We start from the raw sequence: 19,355 nt of genomic DNA on the forward strand, positions 1-19,355 counted from the left end.
CGGGCAGAATCACTGACCATGTCGGACTCCACAGATACCACCGAACCGGAAGCCGTTCGCAGCAACTCGCAACCGATGAGCGCAGGCATCGTCACGGCCCTCGTCGGCTTCACCAGTTCGTTCGCGGTGGTGCTCACCGGCCTCGCGGCTGTCGGTGCGGATGCGACCGAGGCGGCGTCCGGACTGCTGGTTCTGTGTGTGACCCAAGCGTTGGGAATGCTCTGGCTCTCACGCCGGTATCGGATGCCGATCACCCTGGCCTGGTCGACGCCCGGTGCCGCTCTGCTCGCCGGCGCCGGAGCGGTCGCGGGTGGGTGGCCGGCCGCGGTCGGAGCATTCATCGTCGTCGGAATCGCGATCGTGCTGACCGGACTGTGGCCGACGCTCGGAAGGATCATCTCGGCAATCCCGACGCCCCTCGCGCAAGCGATGCTCGCCGGGGTTCTGATGCCGTTGTGCCTGGCGCCGATCATCGCCGTCCGGGACGCACCGGCAGCGGTCGCGCCCGTCATCCTGGTTTGGCTTGCCGCGCAGCGCTTCTCCAAGCGATGGGCGGTTCCGCTCGCGTTTCTCACAGCAGCGGTCGTGATCGGGATCAGCCTCGTCACGTCGGATCGAGTGCTCGACGCCGGCGCCATGATTCCCCGCATCGATCTCACCGCGCCGTCGTGGACCTGGCAGGCAATGATCGGCATTGCGATTCCCCTCTACATCGTCACGATGGCTTCGCAGAACATTCCCGGTGTGGCCGTGATGAATTCGTTCGGCTACACCGTTCCCTGGCGGCCGTCGATGATCGTGACGGGTATCGGCACCATCGTCGGCGCACCGGCCGGTGGCCATGCGATCAACCTCGCGGCGATCAGCGCGGCCCTGGCCGCCGCCCCCACCGCACATCCGGATCCCAAACGTCGATGGATCGCTGCCTTCACCGCAGGCTGGGCGTATCTCGTTCTCGCTGCCGGCGCGGCCGCGGTGGCCGCTCTGGTAGCCGCCGCACCGGCCGGAGTCGTGGAAACTGTTGCCGGACTGGCGCTCCTGGCAACGCTTGCCGGCGCCCTCACGTCGGCGCTGAGCGAGGCGAGTGAACGTGAAGGCGCCGTGGTCACGTTTCTGATCGCCGCATCCGGGGTCAGTATCCTGGGAATCGGTTCGGCATTCTGGGCGCTGTTAGTGGGGCTGATCGTGCGTGCAGTCCTACAGGGCACCACCCTGCCCTCACTCTCGCGAAAGTCCTCACTACAGTCGAAGCCGTGAGCACAGCGCAGACGCCCCCGTCGATCAGCGAGTTTCCCGTTCTCTGGCCCGTCCCGACGCGGTGGGACGACAACGATCACTACGGCCACGTCAACAACGTGACCTACTACTCGTACTTCGACACCGCGGTCAACGCCTGGCTGATGTCTTCCACTGGAACCGACATCCGCAATCTGCCTGCCATCGGCGTCGTCGCCGAGACGTCGTGCCGGTACCTGAGCGAACTGTCGTTCCCCGAGCAGTTGCAGGTGGGTATCTCCGTCGAGAAGCTGGGCACCAAGAGCATCGTCTACGCCCTGGCGATATTCCACGAGGTCGAAAACGGCCATTGGGAACCTGCCGCGACTGGTCGCTTCGTGCACGTCTACGTCGATGCCGACACCCGTAAGCCGGTGGAGATCCCGGCTGCGATCAGATCAGCAGCCGAGACCTTGACCGAAAACTAGCTCAGACCGAGCTGACCTGCCGTCAAGACGGCGCGTGCAACGATTCCGTCGATCAGCGCGACCGTCGGGCCGCCGTGCTCGGCCTTGTTACGCGGATCGTCGAGAATGCGTCGCAGCACACCCTCGGCGATGATCGAGAGCTTCCACAGAGCGAGTACGTGCCAATATCCGACCGCTGACACGTCGCGGCCGGTCGCCTCGACGTAGGCAGCGACCAACTCGTCGCGGTTCGGGAAGCCTTCCAGCGTGGACGCCATGAACGGACCGGCAACTTTGTCACCGGCTTCCGGCCAGTACGCGAGTAGCGCACCGAGATCCGCGAGCGGCTCCCCCAATGTGCACAACTCCCAGTCGACGACGGCAACGATGCGCCCCTCGACCGGGTCGGTGATGACGTTGTTGAGGTGGAAGTCGCCGTGAACCAAGGTCACTTCGTTCTGTTCCGGAATGTTTCGGTGCAGAATCTCGGCCAACCTGTCGACGTCCGGAACATCGCGGGTCTTCGACTTCTCCCACTGCGCCGACCACCGTTTGAGCTGACGCTCGGCAAAGGGCTTGCGGCTGGCCAGATCGTCGAGGCCGGTCTCTTCGAGGTCGACCCCGTGGATGCTTGCGAGGGTTTTCGGCATCGCCAATCCAACCGCGCGACGCTCGTCCTCGGTCAACTTCTGAGCCACTGGAACGCCGTCGATCACAACGCCGTCGATGTAGCTCATGAGGACCAGCGGAGCGTCCGTGATCTCCGGATCTTCCGTGATGCCGAGGATCTTCGGAACCGGCACTTTGGTTCCCTGGAGCGAGGACAGGATGCGGTGCTCGCGAACGACGTCGTGCGCGGACGCCAACAACGTGCCGAGTGGAGGTCTGCGCAGTACCCACCGTCCTCCGCCCGCATCCGTCACGGAGTAGGTCAGGTTCGATTGCCCGTTACCGATCCTCTCGAAAGTCAGTGGTGTCGTAGCGCCGACCCCCAGTTCGGCGATCCACGCGGAAACAGCTTCTTCGTTCAAACCGACTGCAGTCACCGCACCGATGCTAGCGGTTGAATTCCGATCGGTTGGCCGTACCGACACGTTTGTTACTCGCCAGTTCGCAGTTCGGGTCTTGATACGGCAGTGAAAATACTTGCGGATTTCCCAATCAGGGGGATCCTGATGGTAGAGCGACAACTGCATACAACACATCGGGATTGTGCGGCGTACTCACGAGGCGCGCCGGGCATGAGCAGAAACCGAGGTGAGCGAAGATGATCGACAACCTCGATTATCCGGTCCAACTCATCCAACCGAACGGCGCACGAGTGTGCCGTCCCGAATTCGACCGTCTGATAACAGACATCGGGCCTGACGAACTGCTGTCGTTGTATCGCGATCTCGTCGTGAGTCGCCGAATCGACACCGAAGCTGTTGCCCTGCAGCGTCAAGGCGAAATAGGTTTGTGGGCTCCGATGCTGGGCCAGGAAGCCGCCCAGGTCGGTTCCGCGAGAGCGCTCGCCCCAGACGACTTCGCGTTCACCAGCTACCGCGAACATGCCGTCGCGTACTGCCGGGGAGTTCCCCCCGAATTGCTGACCACCATGTGGCGAGGAATCTCCCATTCCGGTTGGGATCCAGAACAATTCAACGTCACCAATCCGGCGATCGTCGTCGGCTCCCAAGGGCTGCACGCCACCGGATACGCACTCGGCGCACACCTGGACGGCGCCGAGATCGCAACGATCGCGTACTTCGGCGACGGCGCCACAAGTCAGGGCGACATCGCCGAGGCGATGGGATTTGCCGCCAGTTTCCGTGTCGGCGTTGTCTTCTTCTGCCAGAACAACCAGTGGGCCATCAGTGAACCGGTATCCCTCCAGTCACGCACGCCCATCTCACATCGGGCGATCGGTTACGGCATCCCCGCGATCCGCGTCGACGGCAACGACGTCCTCGCCGTTCTCGCAGTCACGCGCTCGGCGCTCAATCGCGCACGCGAAGGCAGCGGCCCGACGTTCATCGAGGCGATCACCTGCCGAATGGGCCCGCACACGACGTCCGACGATCCGAGCAGGTACCGCGCCGATACCGACATGTCGGAGTGGAGAAGCCGCGATCCGCTCGAGCGATTGCGTCTGTTCCTCGGCCGTCGCGATCTTCTCGGAGAAAACGAACTCAGCACCATCGCGGCGGCGGCCGACGACGTCGCAGCTGGACTGCGACGCGCAACCATCGCGCTTGCCGATCCACCCCCGTCAGCGCTCTTCGATCACGTCTACGCCGAGGCACACCCACTGATCGACGTTGAACGCGAAGAGCATCGCGCGTATCTCCGCAGCATGGAAGGGGCTTCGTCATGACCGTCATGAATCTGGTGACCGCGCTCAACACCGGCCTGCGACGCGCACTCGAAGACGATCGTCGCGTTGTCATCATGGGAGAGGACGTGGGCCGTCTCGGCGGCGCATTCCGGGTTACCGATGCCCTGCAGAAGGACTTCGGCGACACTCGGGTGATCGACATGCCCCTCGCCGAATCAGGGATCGTGGGAACAGCTTTCGGTCTTGCCTTGCGCGGATATCGGCCTGTCTGCGAAATCCAGTTCGACGGGTTTGTCTACCCGGCTTTCGATCAGATCGTCTCGCAGGTGGCCAAGATCCACTACCGCACCCGAGGCGCTGCCTCTGCGCCACTGACGATTCGCATTCCCAGTGGCGGCGGAATCGGTGCGGTGGAACATCATTCGGAGTCGCCGGAAGCGTACTTCGCTCACACCGCGGGACTGCGGGTGGTGTACCCGAGCAATCCGATCGACGGCTTTCACATGATCCGCCAATCCATTGCGGCCGACGACCCGGTGATATTCCTCGAACCCAAACGGCGCTACTGGGATACCGCCGACGTGAATACCGATGCCGCGCCCGAGCTTCCGCTCCACCGTGCCCGAGTCGCTCGCTCGGGGAACGACGCGACAGTAGTTGCGTACGGATCCATGGTCGCCACCGCGCTCGACGCCGCGCGGATCGCCGAAGAAGAAGGCCACGATCTGGAGGTCGTGGATCTGCGTTCACTCTCCCCCATCGACTTCGACACGATCGAGGCGTCGGTGAACAAGACAGGACGGCTGGTCGTCGTCCACGAGGCGCCGAAGTTTCTCGGCATCGGCGCCGAAATCGCAGCACACGTCGCGGAACACTGCTTCTATCAGCTCGAGTCACCGATCCTGCGGGTCACCGGATTCGACATCCCCTACCCACCCGCCAAGCTCGAGCGATTTCACCTTCCGGACGCCGACCGGATCCTCGCAGCACTCGACCGGACGCTGGCAGCATGAGTACCGGGCACGAATTCCGGTTGCCGGATCTCGGCGAGGGCCTGACGTCCGCCGATCTGGTCGAATGGACGGTCGGCGTCGGCGACACGGTGGCACTCAATCAAGTTCTCGCCCAGGTAGAGACAGCCAAAGCTCTTGTCGAACTGCCGTCGCCCTACGTCGGCGTTGTCAGAGAACTCCTCGTCGAACCTGGCACTACCGTTCCGGTGGGTACTCCGATCATCCGTATCGAGGAGCCTGCAGATTCACCGTCTCCAAGTGATTCACAGTCTCCGAGCGTGCTGGTCGGATACGGACCCGCGGCGGAGAGACCGAGCCGACGACGGAACAGGATCACGCCACACTCGCAATCCGCGGCGAGTACCGAGCGTCGGCCCGCAACACCCTCGGCGCGGCGCGCGGCCCGCGAAGCCGGCATCGATCTGAGCGAAATCGCCGGAAGTGGATTCGACGGTGCCGTCACGGCAGCGGACGTCGCAGACGCGCTTCGCGTGAAGGCCGCGTCGAATGAAGCTCCGCGGCCGGCCGGATCCGGTATGCAGAAACAGCCGGTCTCGTCCGGCATGCGGAAACAGATGGCGTCGGCGATGGTCGCCAGTACCCGTGCCCCTCAGGCCAGCGTCTTCCTCACCGCCGATGTCACGCCTTCGATGGAACTACTCGGCAGGCTCCGTCCCTCGGACGCATTCACCGGACTTTCTCTCACTCCGCTGACTCTCGCGGCCAAGGCCTTGGTTACGGCGATCTCGTCGCACCCGATGGTGAACGCGCACTGGGACGAGGCCCGCGGCGACGCCGTCATCGACGATCACGTGAATCTCGGCATCGCCGTCGCCTCCGAACGTGGACTGTCCGTGCCCAACATCAAAAGCGCCGAGACGCTGAGCCTGGTCCAACTTGCACGCGCGGTGACCGAACTGACCGTCGCTGCCCGCGCGGGAGTGACCGATGTCCATCACCTGACCGGTGGCACCGTCACGATCACCAATGTCGGAGTCTTCGGCGTCGACGGGGGCATTCCGCTCCTCAATCCGGGAGAAGCCGTCATCCTTTGCCTGGGCACAGTGAGCGAGCGTCCCTGGGTAATCGAGCGCAAGATCGAAGCGCGGAGCGTCGCGACACTGACGTTGACGTTCGACCACCGGATACTCGATGGTGAGCAGGCCGCGAGATTCCTCTCATTTGTCGCACAGATGCTCGCGGACCCGGACCTGTTGCTGTCTCACCTGTAAAAAGGAACGAGTGAGCGTCAACCCCACCGACCGAGTAGTCCCCACCTCCGCCCTGGTACGCGCCCGGGCCGGCATCTTCGGCATCTTCGGCATCAACGGATTTCTGCTCGCGATGTGGGTCGTCCACATTCCGTCCATCGAACACCGTGTGGGAATCAGTCACTCGACGCTCGGCTCACTGCTTCTCCTTCTTGCTGTCGGAGCCATTGCCGGTATGCAATTGAGCGGTCCGCTCGCCGATCGATACGGCAGCAGGCGCATGGTCATCCTGGCGGGTAGCGGGCTGGCATTCGCCACTCTCGGCCCGGGATTTGCCACGAACACCTGGCAACTGGGCGCTGCACTTGTTGTATTCGGCTTCGCGAACGGCGCGTTGGACGTGTCGATGAACTCGCAGGCTGTCGAGGCCGAACAGTTGTACCGGCGCCCGATCATGGCGGCCTTTCACGGCATGTTCTCGGTCGGCGGCGTATTAGGGTCCGTCATCGGATTCGGCACTCTCGCACTGGATCTTCCGCCGTACGTCACGCTCAGCATCGCGTCGGCAATCGGCTTGCTCGCGGTCTGGTTGTGCTCGCGACCCCTGCTCCCTCACGTCGACGTGCATGCCGAAACCGCGTCGACTACCGGAAAGACACACGGCAGATTCTCGGCTCGCGTACTTGCCCTCGGAACCCTCGCCTTTGTTCTGATGCTGGCCGAGGGAGTGGCAAACGACTGGAGCGCACTGCAGGTCAAGGAAGATCTGGGTGTCTCGAATGCCGTTGCTGCACTGTCGTTCGGTGCATTCTCCGCCATGATGACCGTCGGCCGATTCACCGCGGATCGGATCAGCGCGGCAGTCGGCCCGGTGGCAGTGGTTCGCTACGGTGCGTTGCTCTCGTCCATCGGAATGCTGACCGTCGTGGTGTCGGGCTGGCTACCACTGACGTTGCTCGGTTGGGCCCTGTTCGGCGCCGGCCTGTCGGGATGCATTCCGCAGATCTTCACCACGGCGGGAAATCTGGGCTCAGGTTCGGCCGGCACCAACATGTCTCGCGTCGTCGGCATGGGATACATCGGATTCCTCGCCGGTCCGGCAACCATCGGCTGGGTCACCACGCTTGTGCCTCTCACCACAGCAATGTTGATCCCGTTTGCATGCGTCCTGGTCGCAGCGGCTTGTGCGGGTGTCGTTCGGCGCGATTCTCCGACCGCCTACAGACCTCACAGCTGATCCTCACGATCGGCACAGACTCAACAGGGATGCTGGTACTCGTGACCGTCTCGACCTCCACCCAGCACCCCGCTCCCTCCACAACCACTCGTTTCCTCGTCCTTGCTGCGATCGCCGTCGTAGCGCTGGGCGTCTTGTATTTCGTGCGACCCACCTCGCCTGGGGTGAGCGTCCCCGAACAGGTGCGCGCACTTGCCGAGTGGACGGTAGGCCGATTCGACGTCACCGCTGTACTCGCAGCCACTACTGCTCTGGCCGTCGTCTCGATGGTCCGCGGACTGCCATACGGCATCGGCGCGATCCTGCTCCTCGGAATGGGCGCCAATCTCACCAACGCGGCATTCGGTTCCTGGCTCCCCGATGTGCCCCAGGACCTGTTGCCCAGCGGTCACGTGGCAGCGGCGACCGCGCTGTACTGCTCGGCGATCTTGATCTCCGCCCCGCAGTGGCGTCCGGTAGTCGCCGGTCTCGGATTCGTGGGGGTTGCTGCGATCGGTGCCAGCGCACTGGCCGCCGAGTTGAGCGGCCTTTTCGGAGTGATAGCTGGCGTTCTGATCGCTCTGGTATGGGCCTGTGCTGCAGCCATTTTGATGGCGCGATCGCCCATCGCCGCGAAACGTGAAGCGCTACGCCCGGATACGGCAGCAATCGCGTTCTCAAGGCACCGGAGCATCCGACTTTAGTCCTAAATCTTTGTGATTCAGAGATTCTCGCCGTTAAGCCCTCCCGCGACCGCGGGGCATGACGTATGTTCTGAAATGTCCGAATCAAGTAGTTCCACAGCGAAGGAGTCTTTACCGTGAGCCTCGAAGATCTGAACCCGCTCGAACTGATCCAGAAGTTGATCGAACTACTTTCCGGCTTCTCTTCCGACCCCGAAACCCCCGAGGTCCCGTAAAACGTCGCCAGAGGCGCCTGTTCCGAGTTTCGTCTCGGACCAGGCGCCTTTGTCGTTTCAAGAAGTCGTTTCAGCACAAGAAGCCGTTTCAGCACAGGGACACGAAAAAGGCGCCCACTCGCGGTTACGAGTGGACGCCCCTTCCGAACTCGCGCGCTACAGCGCCTTGAGCTCCTCGGTTACTTCGGAGACCGACTTCTTGGCATCACCGAAGAGCATCGAGGTGCCCTCCGCGAAGAAGAGCGGGTTCTCGATACCGGCGAAACCGGAGTTCATCGAACGCTTGAGCACGATGACCGACTTCGACTGGTCGACGTTGAGGATCGGCATTCCGTGAATCGGTGAGCTCGGATCGTTGCGCGCCGCCGGGTTGGTGACGTCGTTCGCGCCGATCACCAAGGTGACATCGGTACGAGAGAACTCGTCGTTGATGTCGTCCATTTCCTTCATCGCGTCGTACGAGACATCCGCCTCTGCGAGAAGAACGTTCATGTGACCGGGCATACGGCCGGCGACCGGGTGAATGGCGTACTTGACCTCGACGCCCTTCGACTCGAGCAATTTCGCCATGTCCTTGACCGCGTGCTGAGCCTGCGCGACGGCAAGTCCGTATCCGGGTACGACGATGACCTGGTTGGCGTAGGCCATCTGGATAGCCGCGTCGGCGGCCGAGGTCGCCTTTGCCGTGCGCACGACGCCGTCGGAGGACGGCGCTTCGCCGCCGCCACCGAAGCCGCCGGCAACGATGGCCGGGATGGACCGGTTCATGGCCTTGGCCATGAGGTTGGTCAAGATGGTGCCCGAAGCACCCACGATCATGCCGGCGACGATCATCGCCTGGTTGTTGAGCGCCAAACCTGCAGCAGCAGCTGACAAACCGGTCAGAGCGTTGAGCAGCGAGATGACGACGGGCATGTCCGCGCCGCCGATGGGCAGCACGACCATCAGTCCGAGGATGCCCGAGAGTACGAGCACGCCGACGATCCACAGTGAGCTGGTTGGGCCTTCCGGTGAGATCGCCTTGATACCGATGATTACCGAGAATGCGACGGCGGCAATGAGCAGCAGCGCATTGAGCGGCTGCTGGAGCTTACCGATTCCGATCGGACGACCAGGCAGAGTTTCCTGCAGCTTCAGGAACGCGATCACGCTGCCCCAGAAGGAGATCGATCCGATCACCGCAGCAAAGAGCGAAGCGATGACGATGTGCACCGTCGGCGACTCGCCGTGCTGGAAAGCGGTGAACCCGTCCGAGTCCAGGAATTCCGCGTACGCGATCAACGCGACCGTGCCGCCGCCGACACCGTTGAACAGTGCCACCAACTGCGGCATGGCCGTCATCTTCGTGCGCAGCGCCGGCGGGACGCCGAGCACGACACCGATGACAAGGCCGGCAGCGATGAGGATCCAGTTCCCCATTTCCGCATCACGAATGGAGATCAGAGTTGCAACGACGGCGATGAGCATGCCGACCGCGGCGATCTGGTTGCCGCGGACTGCGGTCTTCGGGCCGGTAAGGCCCATGAGGCCGTAGATGAACATCGAGAACGCGACAATGTAGAGCGCATTGACCAGGTATTCCATTACTGGTCACCATCCTTCGACACAGACTTGGCGGCCGGCTTGGCCTTGAACATCGCCAACATGCGGTCCGTGACCACAAAACCACCGACAACGTTCACGGTTCCGAAGACGAGCGCGACGAACAAGATGATCTGCAACCCGATCGAGGGATCGTGCACCTTGCCCAGGACGACCAACGCACCCAGGACGACGATGCCGTGGATGGCGTTCGTGCCGGACATCAACGGGGTGTGCAGGGTGTTCGGAACTTTGGAGATCACAGCGAAACCGACGAACCCGGACAACACCAGGATCGCGATGTTCGCCAGTAGTGATGTGTACATCAGGCGCCCTTCTCTTCACGGGTGACGCACGCACCGGCCAGAACCTCGTCGGAGAAATCAGGCGCCAATGCACCTTCCACCAACATCAGTTCGATCAGCGCGGAAATGTTCTTCGAGTACAACTCGGACGCATGCTCAGGCATGGACGCCGGCAAATTCAGCGGAGAGCAAATGGTCACGCCGTGCTTGACGACGGTTTGACCCGGCTCGGTCAGCTCGCAGTTACCACCGGTTTCACCCGCGAGGTCGACCACGACACTGCCCGGCTTCATGCCTTCGACCGCGGCAGCGGTGACCAGGCGCGGCGCCGGACGACCCGGAACCAGAGCAGTGGTGATCACAACGTCGAAGCCCTTGATCGCATCTTCGAGTGCCTGCTGCTGCTTCGCTCGCTCGTCGTCGGTCAACTCGCGGGCGTATCCACCCTCACCCGCCGCATCGATTCCGAGGTCGAGCCACTGTGCACCCACCGAACGCACCTGGTCGGCGACCTCAGGACGCACGTCGTACCCGGTAGCGCGGCCACCGAGGCGCTTGGCTGTCGCCAGCGCCTGCAGACCTGCCACACCCACTCCGAGCACCAGAACGGTCGCAGGCTTCACCGTGCCTGCAGCGGTGGTGAGCATCGGGAAGAACCGCGTCGACTCCGATGCTGCCAACAGAACAGCCTTGTACCCCGACACGTTCGCCTGCGAGGACAACGCGTCCATCACCTGCGCGCGGGAGATACGAGGAATCGCCTCCACTGCGTATCCCTCGATGCCGGCGGCCTTCAACTCGGCGATGCGGTTGTCCGCATTACGCGGATTCAGGAAACCGATGAGCTTCGCGCCGGTACTGATCCGGGCGATCTCTTCTGTCGACGGGGGCGCAACCTTGACCACTACGTCAGCAGTCCACGGATCGCCGATCTTCGCGCCGGCAGCGGTGTACAACTCGTCGGGAATCAACGCCCCGAGACCGGCCCCGGACTCGACGACCACGTCGACGCCCTTGCCGATCAAAGCGGACACAATTTTCGGCACCAATGCGACCCGACGCTCACCATCACTCGATTCTCGAGGGACGCCGACCGTCGGACGCACTTGTGCGCTCTTCGATGTTTCCATTTTCCATTACCTTCTGCGGTTGGTGGTTCGCCTGCTGCGACGAGCGGCAACCAGCATGTGATGAGCGGAAGATGACCCGCTTTTGGGTGAATGGTGACTGATAGTAGCCAGAGTTACCGCGGCGTAGGGAAACCGACGACGCACTTTCTCCATCTGAATCGAGTCCGAACAGTATGTTTGGACATACCTTGAGAAGCCTACTGTGAGGCCGATCACACTCGAATGGCGGGCTATTCCACTATTTGAAACGGCCGAAAGACGAAAAGGCATGAGAATGACGCGCCGAATAATCACCGTCGAGCGAGTTTACGAACCGGCTTCCGAATGTAACGCCGTCCGTCTCCTCGTCGACCGACTCCGGCCGCGCGGCGTCAAACGCGAAAACCTGCAGTACGCATTGCACCGGCATCGGATTCTCGACCCGTTGTTCTACTGACAGCAAGCAAGGACCTGCGATACAGCCACGCGCAGGTCCTTGCCGACTATCTCGCAGAATTACTCTGATGTCCTAGTATTTCACCGGAGGATCAACTGCTCACATATTGAGACCGCAACTTGTGCTTTACGAGCTTTCCTGTCGCGGTCCTAGGCAATTCGTCGGCAAAGTCGATGCTTCTCGGAGCTTTGAAATGTGCAACCTGGCTGCGAACGTATTCCAGCAATTCCTCGGCGACATGGACACTCGGCTCGACTCCCTCCGCCAGTTGGACAACCGCCTTGACCTGTTCGCCCATTTCTTCATCGGGAACACCGATGACCGCCACGTCGAACACTTTCGGATGCAAGGTAAGGATGTTCTCGGACTCCTGCGGATAGATATTGACGCCACCAGAGATAATCGTGAATGCCGCACGATCGGTCAGATAAAGGAAACGCTCGGAGTCGATATAGCCGATATCTCCACTCGTCGTCCACGTCGGATGATCCGGATGCTGCGCGGCAGCCGTTTTCTCGGGGTCGTTGTGGTACCGGAATGGCAGAGTCTCCCGCTCCCAGAACACGGTACCGACCTCGCCGACCGGAAGATCACGCCCGGCGTCGTCACAGATGTGCACGATCCCCATCACTCCGTCACGACCGACGGAACCCGGATGCGCCAAGGCCTGCTCGCTGTTGATGAAGGTGGCGCCCGAACCCTCGGTCGAGGCGTAGTACTCGTGGATCACCGGCCCCCACCAGTCGATCATTGCCGTCTTCACTTCAGGCGGGCAGGGAGCAGCAGCGTGAATGGCGACCTTCACCGTCGAGACGTCGTAACGATCGCGGGTCTCCTTCGGAAGTTTCAACATTCGAACGAACATCGTCGGCACCCACTGGCTGTGCGTCACAGCGTGTTTACCGATCAACTCCAGCGCGGTTTCGGCTTCGAATGCATCCATCAAGATCACGGTTCCGCCGACCGAATTGATCACGCCACAAAAGCGCAGGGGCGCCGCGTGATAGACCGGAGCCGGGCACAAATAGACTGTGTCGGAATCGAACCCGTACATCGGCGCGAACACCGCGGTGTACGGATCCATGGTGGTGTCCACCTCGCCCTCCGGAAGGTCTCCCTTGATCCCCTTCGGCCTCCCCGTGGTTCCGGACGAATACAGCATGTCAGCCCCACGTGGCTGCGAGTCGAGTGGATCGGCGGACTGAGCATCGACCGCATCCTCGTAGTCGTCGAAACCCTCGAGGGCGCCGCCGTACACCAATCGGTGACGCACGCGCGGAATCAGCTTCTCGTCCAACGGAACTGCTGTCGACGCCTGACCCGACGCCACCAGAATTGTCGCCTCGCAGTCGTCGACGATGTAGGCGGTCTCCGCAGCCGTGAGATGCCAGTTCACCGCAGTGATGTAGAGACCTGATCTCAATGCTGCCCAGTACACCTCGAACGCCCGGAGATCGTTGTTCGAGATGAGAGCGACGTGGTCCCCAGGCTTGGCACCGACACTTCGGAAGTATCGCGCCAACTGCGTCGACCGTTCGTCGAGTTCCCGATAGGTGATGGACTCACCCGTCGCCGGGCGAATGACGGCGGGCTTGTCCGGCGTGGACTGGACAAAATTTCCTGGAAACACGAAGACTCCTCTGTCGGTGACGACAACGCCGCGTGAGCCTGCTTCGGCGTCGACAATCCTGGTCTACCACAGGAACTCTGCCTCCCTCGGATGTTTGGCGACACCGACTCGAAGCATGGGAATGCCCGCTCACTTATCCGGCGCGACATACAGTGAGGAGAACCGCACCGTCCGAAACAGGAGATGTCCGCATGAGTGGTTGGCCCCAGGACGCAGTAGTCGACGCGTTGACCGAGGAATGGAGAGTCATCGACGCACTGCTTGCCGAACTCGACGGTGACCAGTGGTTGGCACCGTCCAACCTTCCGGGGTGGACGGTTCATGACATCGTGTCCCACCTGATCGGTACGGAATCACTGCTCTCCGGTATCGAACCACCGTCGATCGACCTCGACGTCCACGCATTGCCCCACGTCCGCAACGAGATTGCTGCATTCAACGAGCGCTGGGTCGAAGGCCTGAGGCGGACACCGCACGCGGACCTGTTGGCGCACTACCGCGATATCACCGCCAGCCGAACCGAGGCACTTCGCTCGATGACGGGCGCCGACTGGGACGCCGAGACACAGACACCGGTCGGTCTTGCGCCCTATGGCCGGTTCATGCGTATTCGGACCTTCGACTGTTGGATGCACGAACTCGATATCAGAGATGCTGTCGGCATTCCGGGCGAGGAAGGCGGATTGCGCGCGGAGACTGCCTTCGGCGAAATCACCAGCGCGCTCGGTTTCGTCGTCGGAAAACGAGGAAAGGCGCCCGAGGGAGCACGGATCACTTTCGAACTCGAAGGGCCACTTGCCCGTTCACTTCACGTCTCGGTCGATGCGCGTGCAACGCTCGTCCCGGAGCTGGACGGCCCGGCGACCACGACCATCTCGATGAGCTCACCGCTCTTCACCCGGATTGCCGGTGGCCGCGTCCAGGCGTCCGATCACCGAACCGACATCTCGCTTCGCGGTGACACCACGGTGGGCGCACGCGTCGTCGACAATCTGGCGTTCACGATTTGAGAGCTGGGCGGGTAGGTCGCGAAGGTACTGAGAAGTGAAACTGTTTCTCTCGTCCTACCGTTTCGGCGACCACCGCGAGGCTTTTGTCGATCTTGTAGGCCGCGGCGCACGCATAGCGGTGATCGCCGCGGCTGCAGATTCGTGGCCCGTCAATGCCCGCAGTTCGGCAGTGACAAGCGAATTGACTCCACTACGGGCCGCGGGCTTCACGGCAGAGGAAGTTGACGTCCGAGACTTCCTGGGTGCAACGGAAGCACTCGAAGTCCGACTTCGCGAATTCGACTGTCTGTGGGTTCGCGGCGGAAACACGTTTGTCCTGCGAGCTCAGCTAGCCCGAAGCGGCGCAGATCGGGTCATAGAGATGCTGGTTCGTTCGGGCCTCGTGGCCTATGCGGGATACAGCGCGGGAGCGTGCCTGGCGACTCCGACTCTGATCGGGCTCGACGCGTCGGACGACCCCGCTGAAGTCACGCCTACGTGCGGTATCGACCCGATCTGGTCCGGGCTCGCGCTGGTCGACTTCGCGATAGTGCCGCACGGCGGCGATTCGTTACTCGAAGATCCGCAGGTGACCGCGCGGACGGTCGCAGCGCTGACCACTGCTGGCGCGCAATTCACCGTGCTTACTGATCAAGAGGTGATAGTCGTCGACCGCTGATCTGACGCAGACGGTTGATCTTGACGCAGACTGGGGAGTCGACTCGGCCCGACTGGATCAGCCGTGCTCTGCAACCGCGGTTCCGGCTGCCGGCGACTGACGCTCCAGCCTCGTCCACGCAATCTCCCAGCGCTTGACCGAGACCTCGTCGGCGTCCTCGAGAAGGGCGTCGAGGAGCAGGCGCGGATTTTCGCGCCATGCTAGTTCGGCGGCATGGACCTCCGCAGCCGAGAACAACCCGGACGCCTCGAGATCGCGAATCCACTCGCAGATCTCGCCCCGGTGGATCCGTGCGATGGTCTCGTATCCCAGACCTTCGTCAAGGAAGTCGTACGAAAAAATTGCGGCAAAGTAACTGTTCGACTCACGCTGCCCGAAAATCATGTGCGTTCCTTCCTCGAAGTTGTCCGACGAAGACTCGAAATCGAACCGTTGCGAAGCCGCGCCAAAGTTTTTTTGGCGAAGTTGTAACGCTTCTTCTATCCCCGACGATTCAAACGCTAACCCCCCAAGCGGGTCTTTGGGATCACGTCCGAGAAACGATCTGATGACCAAGGCAATACCCCTGGGGTTTCCGGGCGCTCGCACCCTCCGCCGGCACGCAATCAGCGCCCCGCTGACCTGCAATTTGCCCGTTTCAGGCCCTCCACTTAATCCATCCGAACAGATGACAAAAAACTTTGTGACGAGTCCCACATATTGGGATGTTTACGATCGCGATGCATATGTATCACCCAATGTGGGCACAAAAGTGCGGGCAAATCGGCACGTACAGACCAGTTTCCTTCCCAATCCGACACGACCAAGGTCCCTTGAACGGTCGTCCAGTTGTAGTTGCGCTAAGTAACGGAACTCACGTCGGCAAGCGATATTGCGGACCGCCTGCCAGGTAGCGTGGCTCCACAGAACGCAGACGCGGCGCGCCGCAACCGGCCGCCCTTTCGAAACGGAGCCCGAAGATGACCGAGACAGTGGCGCACAACTCCGCGGAAACGCGCTTCGAGATCCGTGTCGACGGCGAACTGGCCGGTTTTGCCGAGTACTCGGACCATTCCGGTGTCCGTGATTTCCACCACACTGTGACGTACCCACAGTTTCGCGGGCGCGGGCTTGCCGCCATCGTGGTGCGTGAAGCGCTCGATCAGACCCGGAACGAGGGATTGAAGATCCTTCCGACGTGCTCGTACGTCGAGAAGTTTGTTGCAGAGAACCCCGTTTACCAGGCATAACCGAACGAGGACGGTCCGCGAAAAATCACTCGCGGACCTGCAACCCCCGCTGCTAGCGTCGATGGTGCCGTCGTCGAAACTCTCGAAATCCTGGTCGGCACCATCTCGGGGAAGGAAAGAACGTGGTCGCCTCAGCAGATCGGCGCCCACCTGCATCCGAGGACGTAGCTACCCCCAGCTATCTCCCTCTCGTCCTCGTCAATCTCGCGACGCTGTTCTCGGCGATCGGCAACGGTATCGCCATCGTCGTACTCCCCTGGCTTGTTCTCGAACGAACCGGCAGGGCTACCGACGCGGCGATAGTTGCCGGCGCAGCAGCCATTCCGCTACTCGTGTCGAGCCTGTTCTCGGGGACATTCGTCGACAAATTCGGACGCCGTCGAACGTCGATGATTTCCGACGCTCTTTCGGCGATGTCCGTAGCGGCGATCCCGATCATCGCGGCCACCGCGGGCTTGACGATCCCGGTGATCGCGGCGTTGGCCGCGCTCGGTGCGGTGTTCGACCCCGCCGGAATGGCGGCGAGGGAGTCCATGCTGCCTGCAGCAACTCGGACCGCCAAGTGGAAGCTCGATCGCACCAACAGCGTGTACGAGGCCAATTTCAACGTCGCATATCTGATCGGCCCTGGCATCGGCGGTGTCCTGATCGCAACGATCGGGGCGGTGAACACGCTCTGGGTGACGGCGGCAGGTTTTGTGTTCTCGATCGTCGTGGTTGCCTTCATCCGCCTTCCTGGCGCCGGAGTCCCCGAACACGAACATCGTCCGAAATCGATCTGGCACGGCACACTCGACGGTCTTCGGTTCGTCTGGAACAACAAACTGCTGCGCACTCTGGCGCTGATCGACATGGCCGTCGTCGCGCTCTACATGCCGGTGGAGAGCGTCGTGTTCCCGGTGTACTTCACAGAGTTAGATCAACCGGCGCAACTCGGATCGGTGCTGATGGCATTGGCGATCGGCGGCATCATCGGCTCTCTCGCCTACGCTCCGCTGGCACCGATCATGTCCCGGCGGCTGATCATGATTTTTGCCGTCGCCGTTCTCGGCATAGCGATGCTTGCCATGGCGCTTCTGCCTCCGCTGTGGGTGATCCTCGTGCTCGCCGGACTGCAGGGTCTCGTCTACGGACCAGTCGGCCCGATCGCCAACTACGCCATGCAGACCCACAGCCCGGAGCACATGCGCGGACGCGTCGTCGGTGTCATGACGTCGACGGCCTACGCCGCCGGCCCGCTGGGTTACCTCGCGGTCGGCCCTCTGCTCGATCAACTCGGAATCGCGTCGACCTTTGTGGCCCTGTCGATTCCGATCATCCTGATCGCCGCAGTCTGTGCCTCCCTGCCGGTGCTTCGCGAACTGGATCGTCCGCGACACTCGACCGACGTCAGTTGAACCCCATCACGTCGTTGCCCCAGGCGACGCGCAGTCCGTGATCGGGGTCGCTGACGAGGGTGTCGGCCGAGTCGATCAACAACGTCGACCGCTTCTCTTCCTCGTACGGCGCCCAGTGCTTCGAACCGTCGAGAGCTGCCGGCACGGCATGCCGCGCGAAGGCCAGCCATCGCCGTTGAATACGGCCGGCTACCTCCATCGCAGCCTTCCGTCCACCCAGCCAGAACGTGGGGTCGACGTTCAGTGTTCCGAAATTGCCGAATACATAGGGTAATTCGGTCGCGTGGCCCGCGCCGATCCGTGCGGCCTTGAGCATCGGCGTCGCGTGATCGAAGCGGTACACCCACGTAGGGGAATGCCTGCAGTGGGCGTCGGCGATCCACAGAGTCGGCATGCGAAACGCCGCGTCCCGCGACAGTGCCAGCGCGCCACTCGGTTTCGCGTGATCAGGGTAAGCCGACATGATCTCGGCAAGTTTGGTCGCGGAGATGTCTGGGTGATCATCCGCCAGCAGTTGCAGCATGGCCTCGACCGACTGCGCGCTCACCGGCATCAGCGGAGACTTCATGAACTTGAAGATCGACGCCTCGTCCTTGTTGGAACCGATGATCAGTGGGATTCGGTGCGCGTAACCCTTCTGGAAAGCCGCAACCGGGTAGTGCGGCACCAGATCACGATCGACAACGGGTGCCATCGCCAAAGTTCCCGGAATCCGGGTCGGAATTTCGTTGACCAGGTCATCGCTTGCCTTGACGAGCAGTTCCAGATCCGTGGTCAGCAGATCGCCTGCGTCTTCAGGGTCGATCGAGAGCAGTTCGAGAAACCGCTCCGCCACAGTCTTGGCGCGCTCGGCCCCGTAGACGGAGGTCGCGGGAGGACTCTGGGCAATCGCACGATGGAACAGACCTTCGGCGCTCGGACAGGTCATCAGCGTCGTGATGGATCCTGCGCCGGAGGACTCACCGAACACGGTCACCGCACTCGGGTCACCCCCGAAGGCGTCGATGTTGTCTCGAACCCATTCGAGTGCCGCAATCTGGTCTCGCAGACCACAGTTCGATTCGAAAACGGTATCCGCGGTGGAGAATCCAGACAGGTCCAGGAATCCGAGGGCACCGACGCGATAGTTGAAGGAGACGAGAACGACGTCACCGGTTTCAGCCAGATGACGGCCGTCGTAGATCGTTTGGGCGGCGGACCCGAGGCAGTAGGCGCCGCCGTGAATCCACACCATCACCGGTCGCGGCGTGCCATCGGGGCGCGGGGCCCACACGTTGATCGACAAGCAGTCTTCGTCGATTTTGAAGGCCCGGTCGATCGGAACCGCCGGGCTCTGGCCCTGCGGCGCGATCGGCCCGAACTCACGACAGTCGCGCACCCCGTCCCACGGCTCAGCGGGTTGCGGCGCGCGGAATCTCCGTTCACCCACCGGCGCTGCTGCGTAAGGCATGCCCTTCCACGCGAACACTCCGCCATCCGGATACCCGCGGGCTTCTCCGCCGCGGGCACGGATCACCAGAGTTCCGTCCTCGCCGAGATTCGGTCCAACGTCGGTCTCCATGTCTGAATCCCCTCCCGACCCGCGCGTGTGGCAAACAAGACCAAACGTACCAACATAAGG

Annotated in this window: 19 protein-coding genes; 12 read left to right on the top strand and 7 right to left on the bottom strand. The window is 62.2% G+C overall.

The window, feature by feature from the left end; genetic code table 11:
* Positions 1–18 precede the first annotated feature (18 nt).
* Entirely contained in the window at positions 19–1,257 is a 1,239-nt protein-coding gene (locus FEZ59_RS25275; protein WP_172933379.1) for a benzoate/H(+) symporter BenE family transporter, read from the top strand.
* Positions 1,254–1,703, top strand: coding sequence for a thioesterase family protein (locus tag FEZ59_RS25280; RefSeq protein ID WP_172933380.1), 450 nt, complete (start codon positions 1,254–1,256; stop codon positions 1,701–1,703). The genes FEZ59_RS25275 and FEZ59_RS25280 overlap by 4 nt, the downstream gene beginning before the upstream one ends.
* Here FEZ59_RS25280 and FEZ59_RS25285 read toward each other — a convergent pair.
* On the bottom strand, positions 1,700–2,728 hold the full coding sequence (locus FEZ59_RS25285; protein WP_172933381.1) for a phosphotransferase: 1,029 nt from the start codon (positions 2,726–2,728) through the stop codon (positions 1,700–1,702). The genes FEZ59_RS25280 and FEZ59_RS25285 overlap by 4 nt on opposite strands.
* 221 nt (positions 2,729–2,949) lie before the next feature.
* Between FEZ59_RS25285 and pdhA the strand changes: the two genes are divergently transcribed.
* Genes pdhA through FEZ59_RS25310 form a run of 5 tightly spaced genes read left to right on the top strand, consistent with a single transcriptional unit; the run spans position 2,950 to position 8,143 of the window.
* Positions 2,950–4,038, top strand: a complete 1,089-nt coding sequence (gene pdhA, locus FEZ59_RS25290; RefSeq protein ID WP_172933382.1) for a pyruvate dehydrogenase (acetyl-transferring) E1 component subunit alpha — start codon at positions 2,950–2,952, stop codon at positions 4,036–4,038.
* Entirely contained in the window at positions 4,035–5,012 is a 978-nt protein-coding gene (locus tag FEZ59_RS25295; protein ID WP_172933383.1) for an alpha-ketoacid dehydrogenase subunit beta, read from the top strand. The genes pdhA and FEZ59_RS25295 overlap by 4 nt, the downstream gene beginning before the upstream one ends.
* A complete protein-coding gene (locus FEZ59_RS25300; protein ID WP_172933384.1) occupies positions 5,009–6,244 on the top strand; it encodes a dihydrolipoamide acetyltransferase family protein in 1,236 nt (411 codons plus the stop codon). The genes FEZ59_RS25295 and FEZ59_RS25300 overlap by 4 nt, the downstream gene beginning before the upstream one ends.
* Positions 6,245–6,254: 10 nt before the next feature.
* Positions 6,255–7,460: an MFS transporter gene (locus FEZ59_RS25305; protein ID WP_019749231.1), complete on the top strand. Its 1,206-nt coding sequence runs from the start codon at positions 6,255–6,257 to the stop codon at positions 7,458–7,460.
* A 29-nt stretch (positions 7,461–7,489) separates the two neighbouring features.
* Positions 7,490–8,143 (top strand): hypothetical protein, encoded by a 654-nt coding sequence (locus FEZ59_RS25310; RefSeq protein WP_020908349.1) that lies wholly within the window; start codon positions 7,490–7,492, stop codon positions 8,141–8,143.
* A gap of 371 nt (positions 8,144–8,514) precedes the next feature.
* On the opposite strand, the gene FEZ59_RS25315 is transcribed toward FEZ59_RS25310, so the two are convergent.
* From FEZ59_RS25315 to FEZ59_RS25325, 3 genes are read right to left on the bottom strand one after another with little or no spacing between them, the layout of a single operon-like run.
* Positions 8,515–9,942, bottom strand: a complete 1,428-nt coding sequence (locus FEZ59_RS25315) for an NAD(P)(+) transhydrogenase (Re/Si-specific) subunit beta (RefSeq protein WP_020970092.1) — start codon at positions 9,940–9,942, stop codon at positions 8,515–8,517.
* Positions 9,942–10,265, bottom strand: a complete 324-nt coding sequence (locus FEZ59_RS25320) for an NAD(P) transhydrogenase subunit alpha (protein WP_003941319.1) — start codon at positions 10,263–10,265, stop codon at positions 9,942–9,944. Before FEZ59_RS25320 ends, FEZ59_RS25315 begins: the two co-directional genes overlap by 1 nt.
* Positions 10,265–11,374: a Re/Si-specific NAD(P)(+) transhydrogenase subunit alpha gene (locus FEZ59_RS25325; protein WP_047889211.1), complete on the bottom strand. Its 1,110-nt coding sequence runs from the start codon at positions 11,372–11,374 to the stop codon at positions 10,265–10,267. Before FEZ59_RS25325 ends, FEZ59_RS25320 begins: the two co-directional genes overlap by 1 nt.
* Positions 11,375–11,648: 274 nt before the next feature.
* On the opposite strand from FEZ59_RS25325, the gene FEZ59_RS25330 reads away from it, so the two are divergent.
* Positions 11,649–11,810 (top strand): DUF488 family protein, encoded by a 162-nt coding sequence (locus FEZ59_RS25330; protein ID WP_242459931.1) that lies wholly within the window; start codon positions 11,649–11,651, stop codon positions 11,808–11,810.
* A gap of 91 nt (positions 11,811–11,901) precedes the next feature.
* Here the strand turns inward: FEZ59_RS25330 and FEZ59_RS25335 are convergent, their stop codons facing one another.
* Positions 11,902–13,440 carry an AMP-binding protein gene (locus FEZ59_RS25335; protein WP_172933385.1) on the bottom strand — a complete coding sequence of 513 codons (1,539 nt, stop codon included), beginning with the start codon at positions 13,438–13,440 and terminating at the stop codon, positions 11,902–11,904.
* Positions 13,441–13,631: 191 nt separating this feature from the next.
* Here FEZ59_RS25335 and FEZ59_RS25340 point away from each other — a divergent pair, with 191 nt between their 5' ends.
* Both FEZ59_RS25340 and FEZ59_RS25345 read left to right on the top strand, forming a co-directional pair.
* Positions 13,632–14,450, top strand: a complete 819-nt coding sequence (locus FEZ59_RS25340; RefSeq protein WP_172933386.1) for a maleylpyruvate isomerase family mycothiol-dependent enzyme — start codon at positions 13,632–13,634, stop codon at positions 14,448–14,450.
* Between the two features lie 34 nt (positions 14,451–14,484).
* Positions 14,485–15,108 (top strand): Type 1 glutamine amidotransferase-like domain-containing protein, encoded by a 624-nt coding sequence (locus tag FEZ59_RS25345; protein ID WP_092765276.1) that lies wholly within the window; start codon positions 14,485–14,487, stop codon positions 15,106–15,108.
* Positions 15,109–15,165: 57 nt separating this feature from the next.
* Here the strand turns inward: FEZ59_RS25345 and FEZ59_RS25350 are convergent, their stop codons facing one another.
* Positions 15,166–15,492: a hypothetical protein gene (locus tag FEZ59_RS25350; RefSeq protein WP_003941297.1), complete on the bottom strand. Its 327-nt coding sequence runs from the start codon at positions 15,490–15,492 to the stop codon at positions 15,166–15,168.
* Between the two features lie 575 nt (positions 15,493–16,067).
* On the opposite strand from FEZ59_RS25350, the gene FEZ59_RS25355 reads away from it, so the two are divergent.
* Together FEZ59_RS25355 and FEZ59_RS25360 are read left to right on the top strand one after the other, a co-directional pair.
* The gene (locus FEZ59_RS25355; protein WP_020908356.1) at positions 16,068–16,337 is read left to right on the top strand and encodes a GNAT family N-acetyltransferase; all 270 of its coding nucleotides are present in this window, start codon (positions 16,068–16,070) and stop codon (positions 16,335–16,337) included.
* 212 nt (positions 16,338–16,549) lie between these two features.
* Positions 16,550–17,734: an MFS transporter gene (locus FEZ59_RS25360; protein WP_153211270.1), complete on the top strand. Its 1,185-nt coding sequence runs from the start codon at positions 16,550–16,552 to the stop codon at positions 17,732–17,734.
* Here the strand turns inward: FEZ59_RS25360 and FEZ59_RS25365 are convergent.
* Complete coding sequence (locus FEZ59_RS25365) at positions 17,727–19,295, bottom strand: carboxylesterase/lipase family protein (protein WP_172933388.1); 1,569 nt, start codon at positions 19,293–19,295, stop codon at positions 17,727–17,729. The two genes, FEZ59_RS25360 and FEZ59_RS25365, sit on opposite strands and share 8 nt — an antisense overlap.
* Positions 19,296–19,355 lie beyond the last annotated feature (60 nt).

It is taken from the genome of Rhodococcus sp. MS13, from assembly GCF_013277835.1.
GTDB lineage: Bacteria > Actinomycetota > Actinomycetes > Mycobacteriales > Mycobacteriaceae > Rhodococcus_F > Rhodococcus_F erythropolis.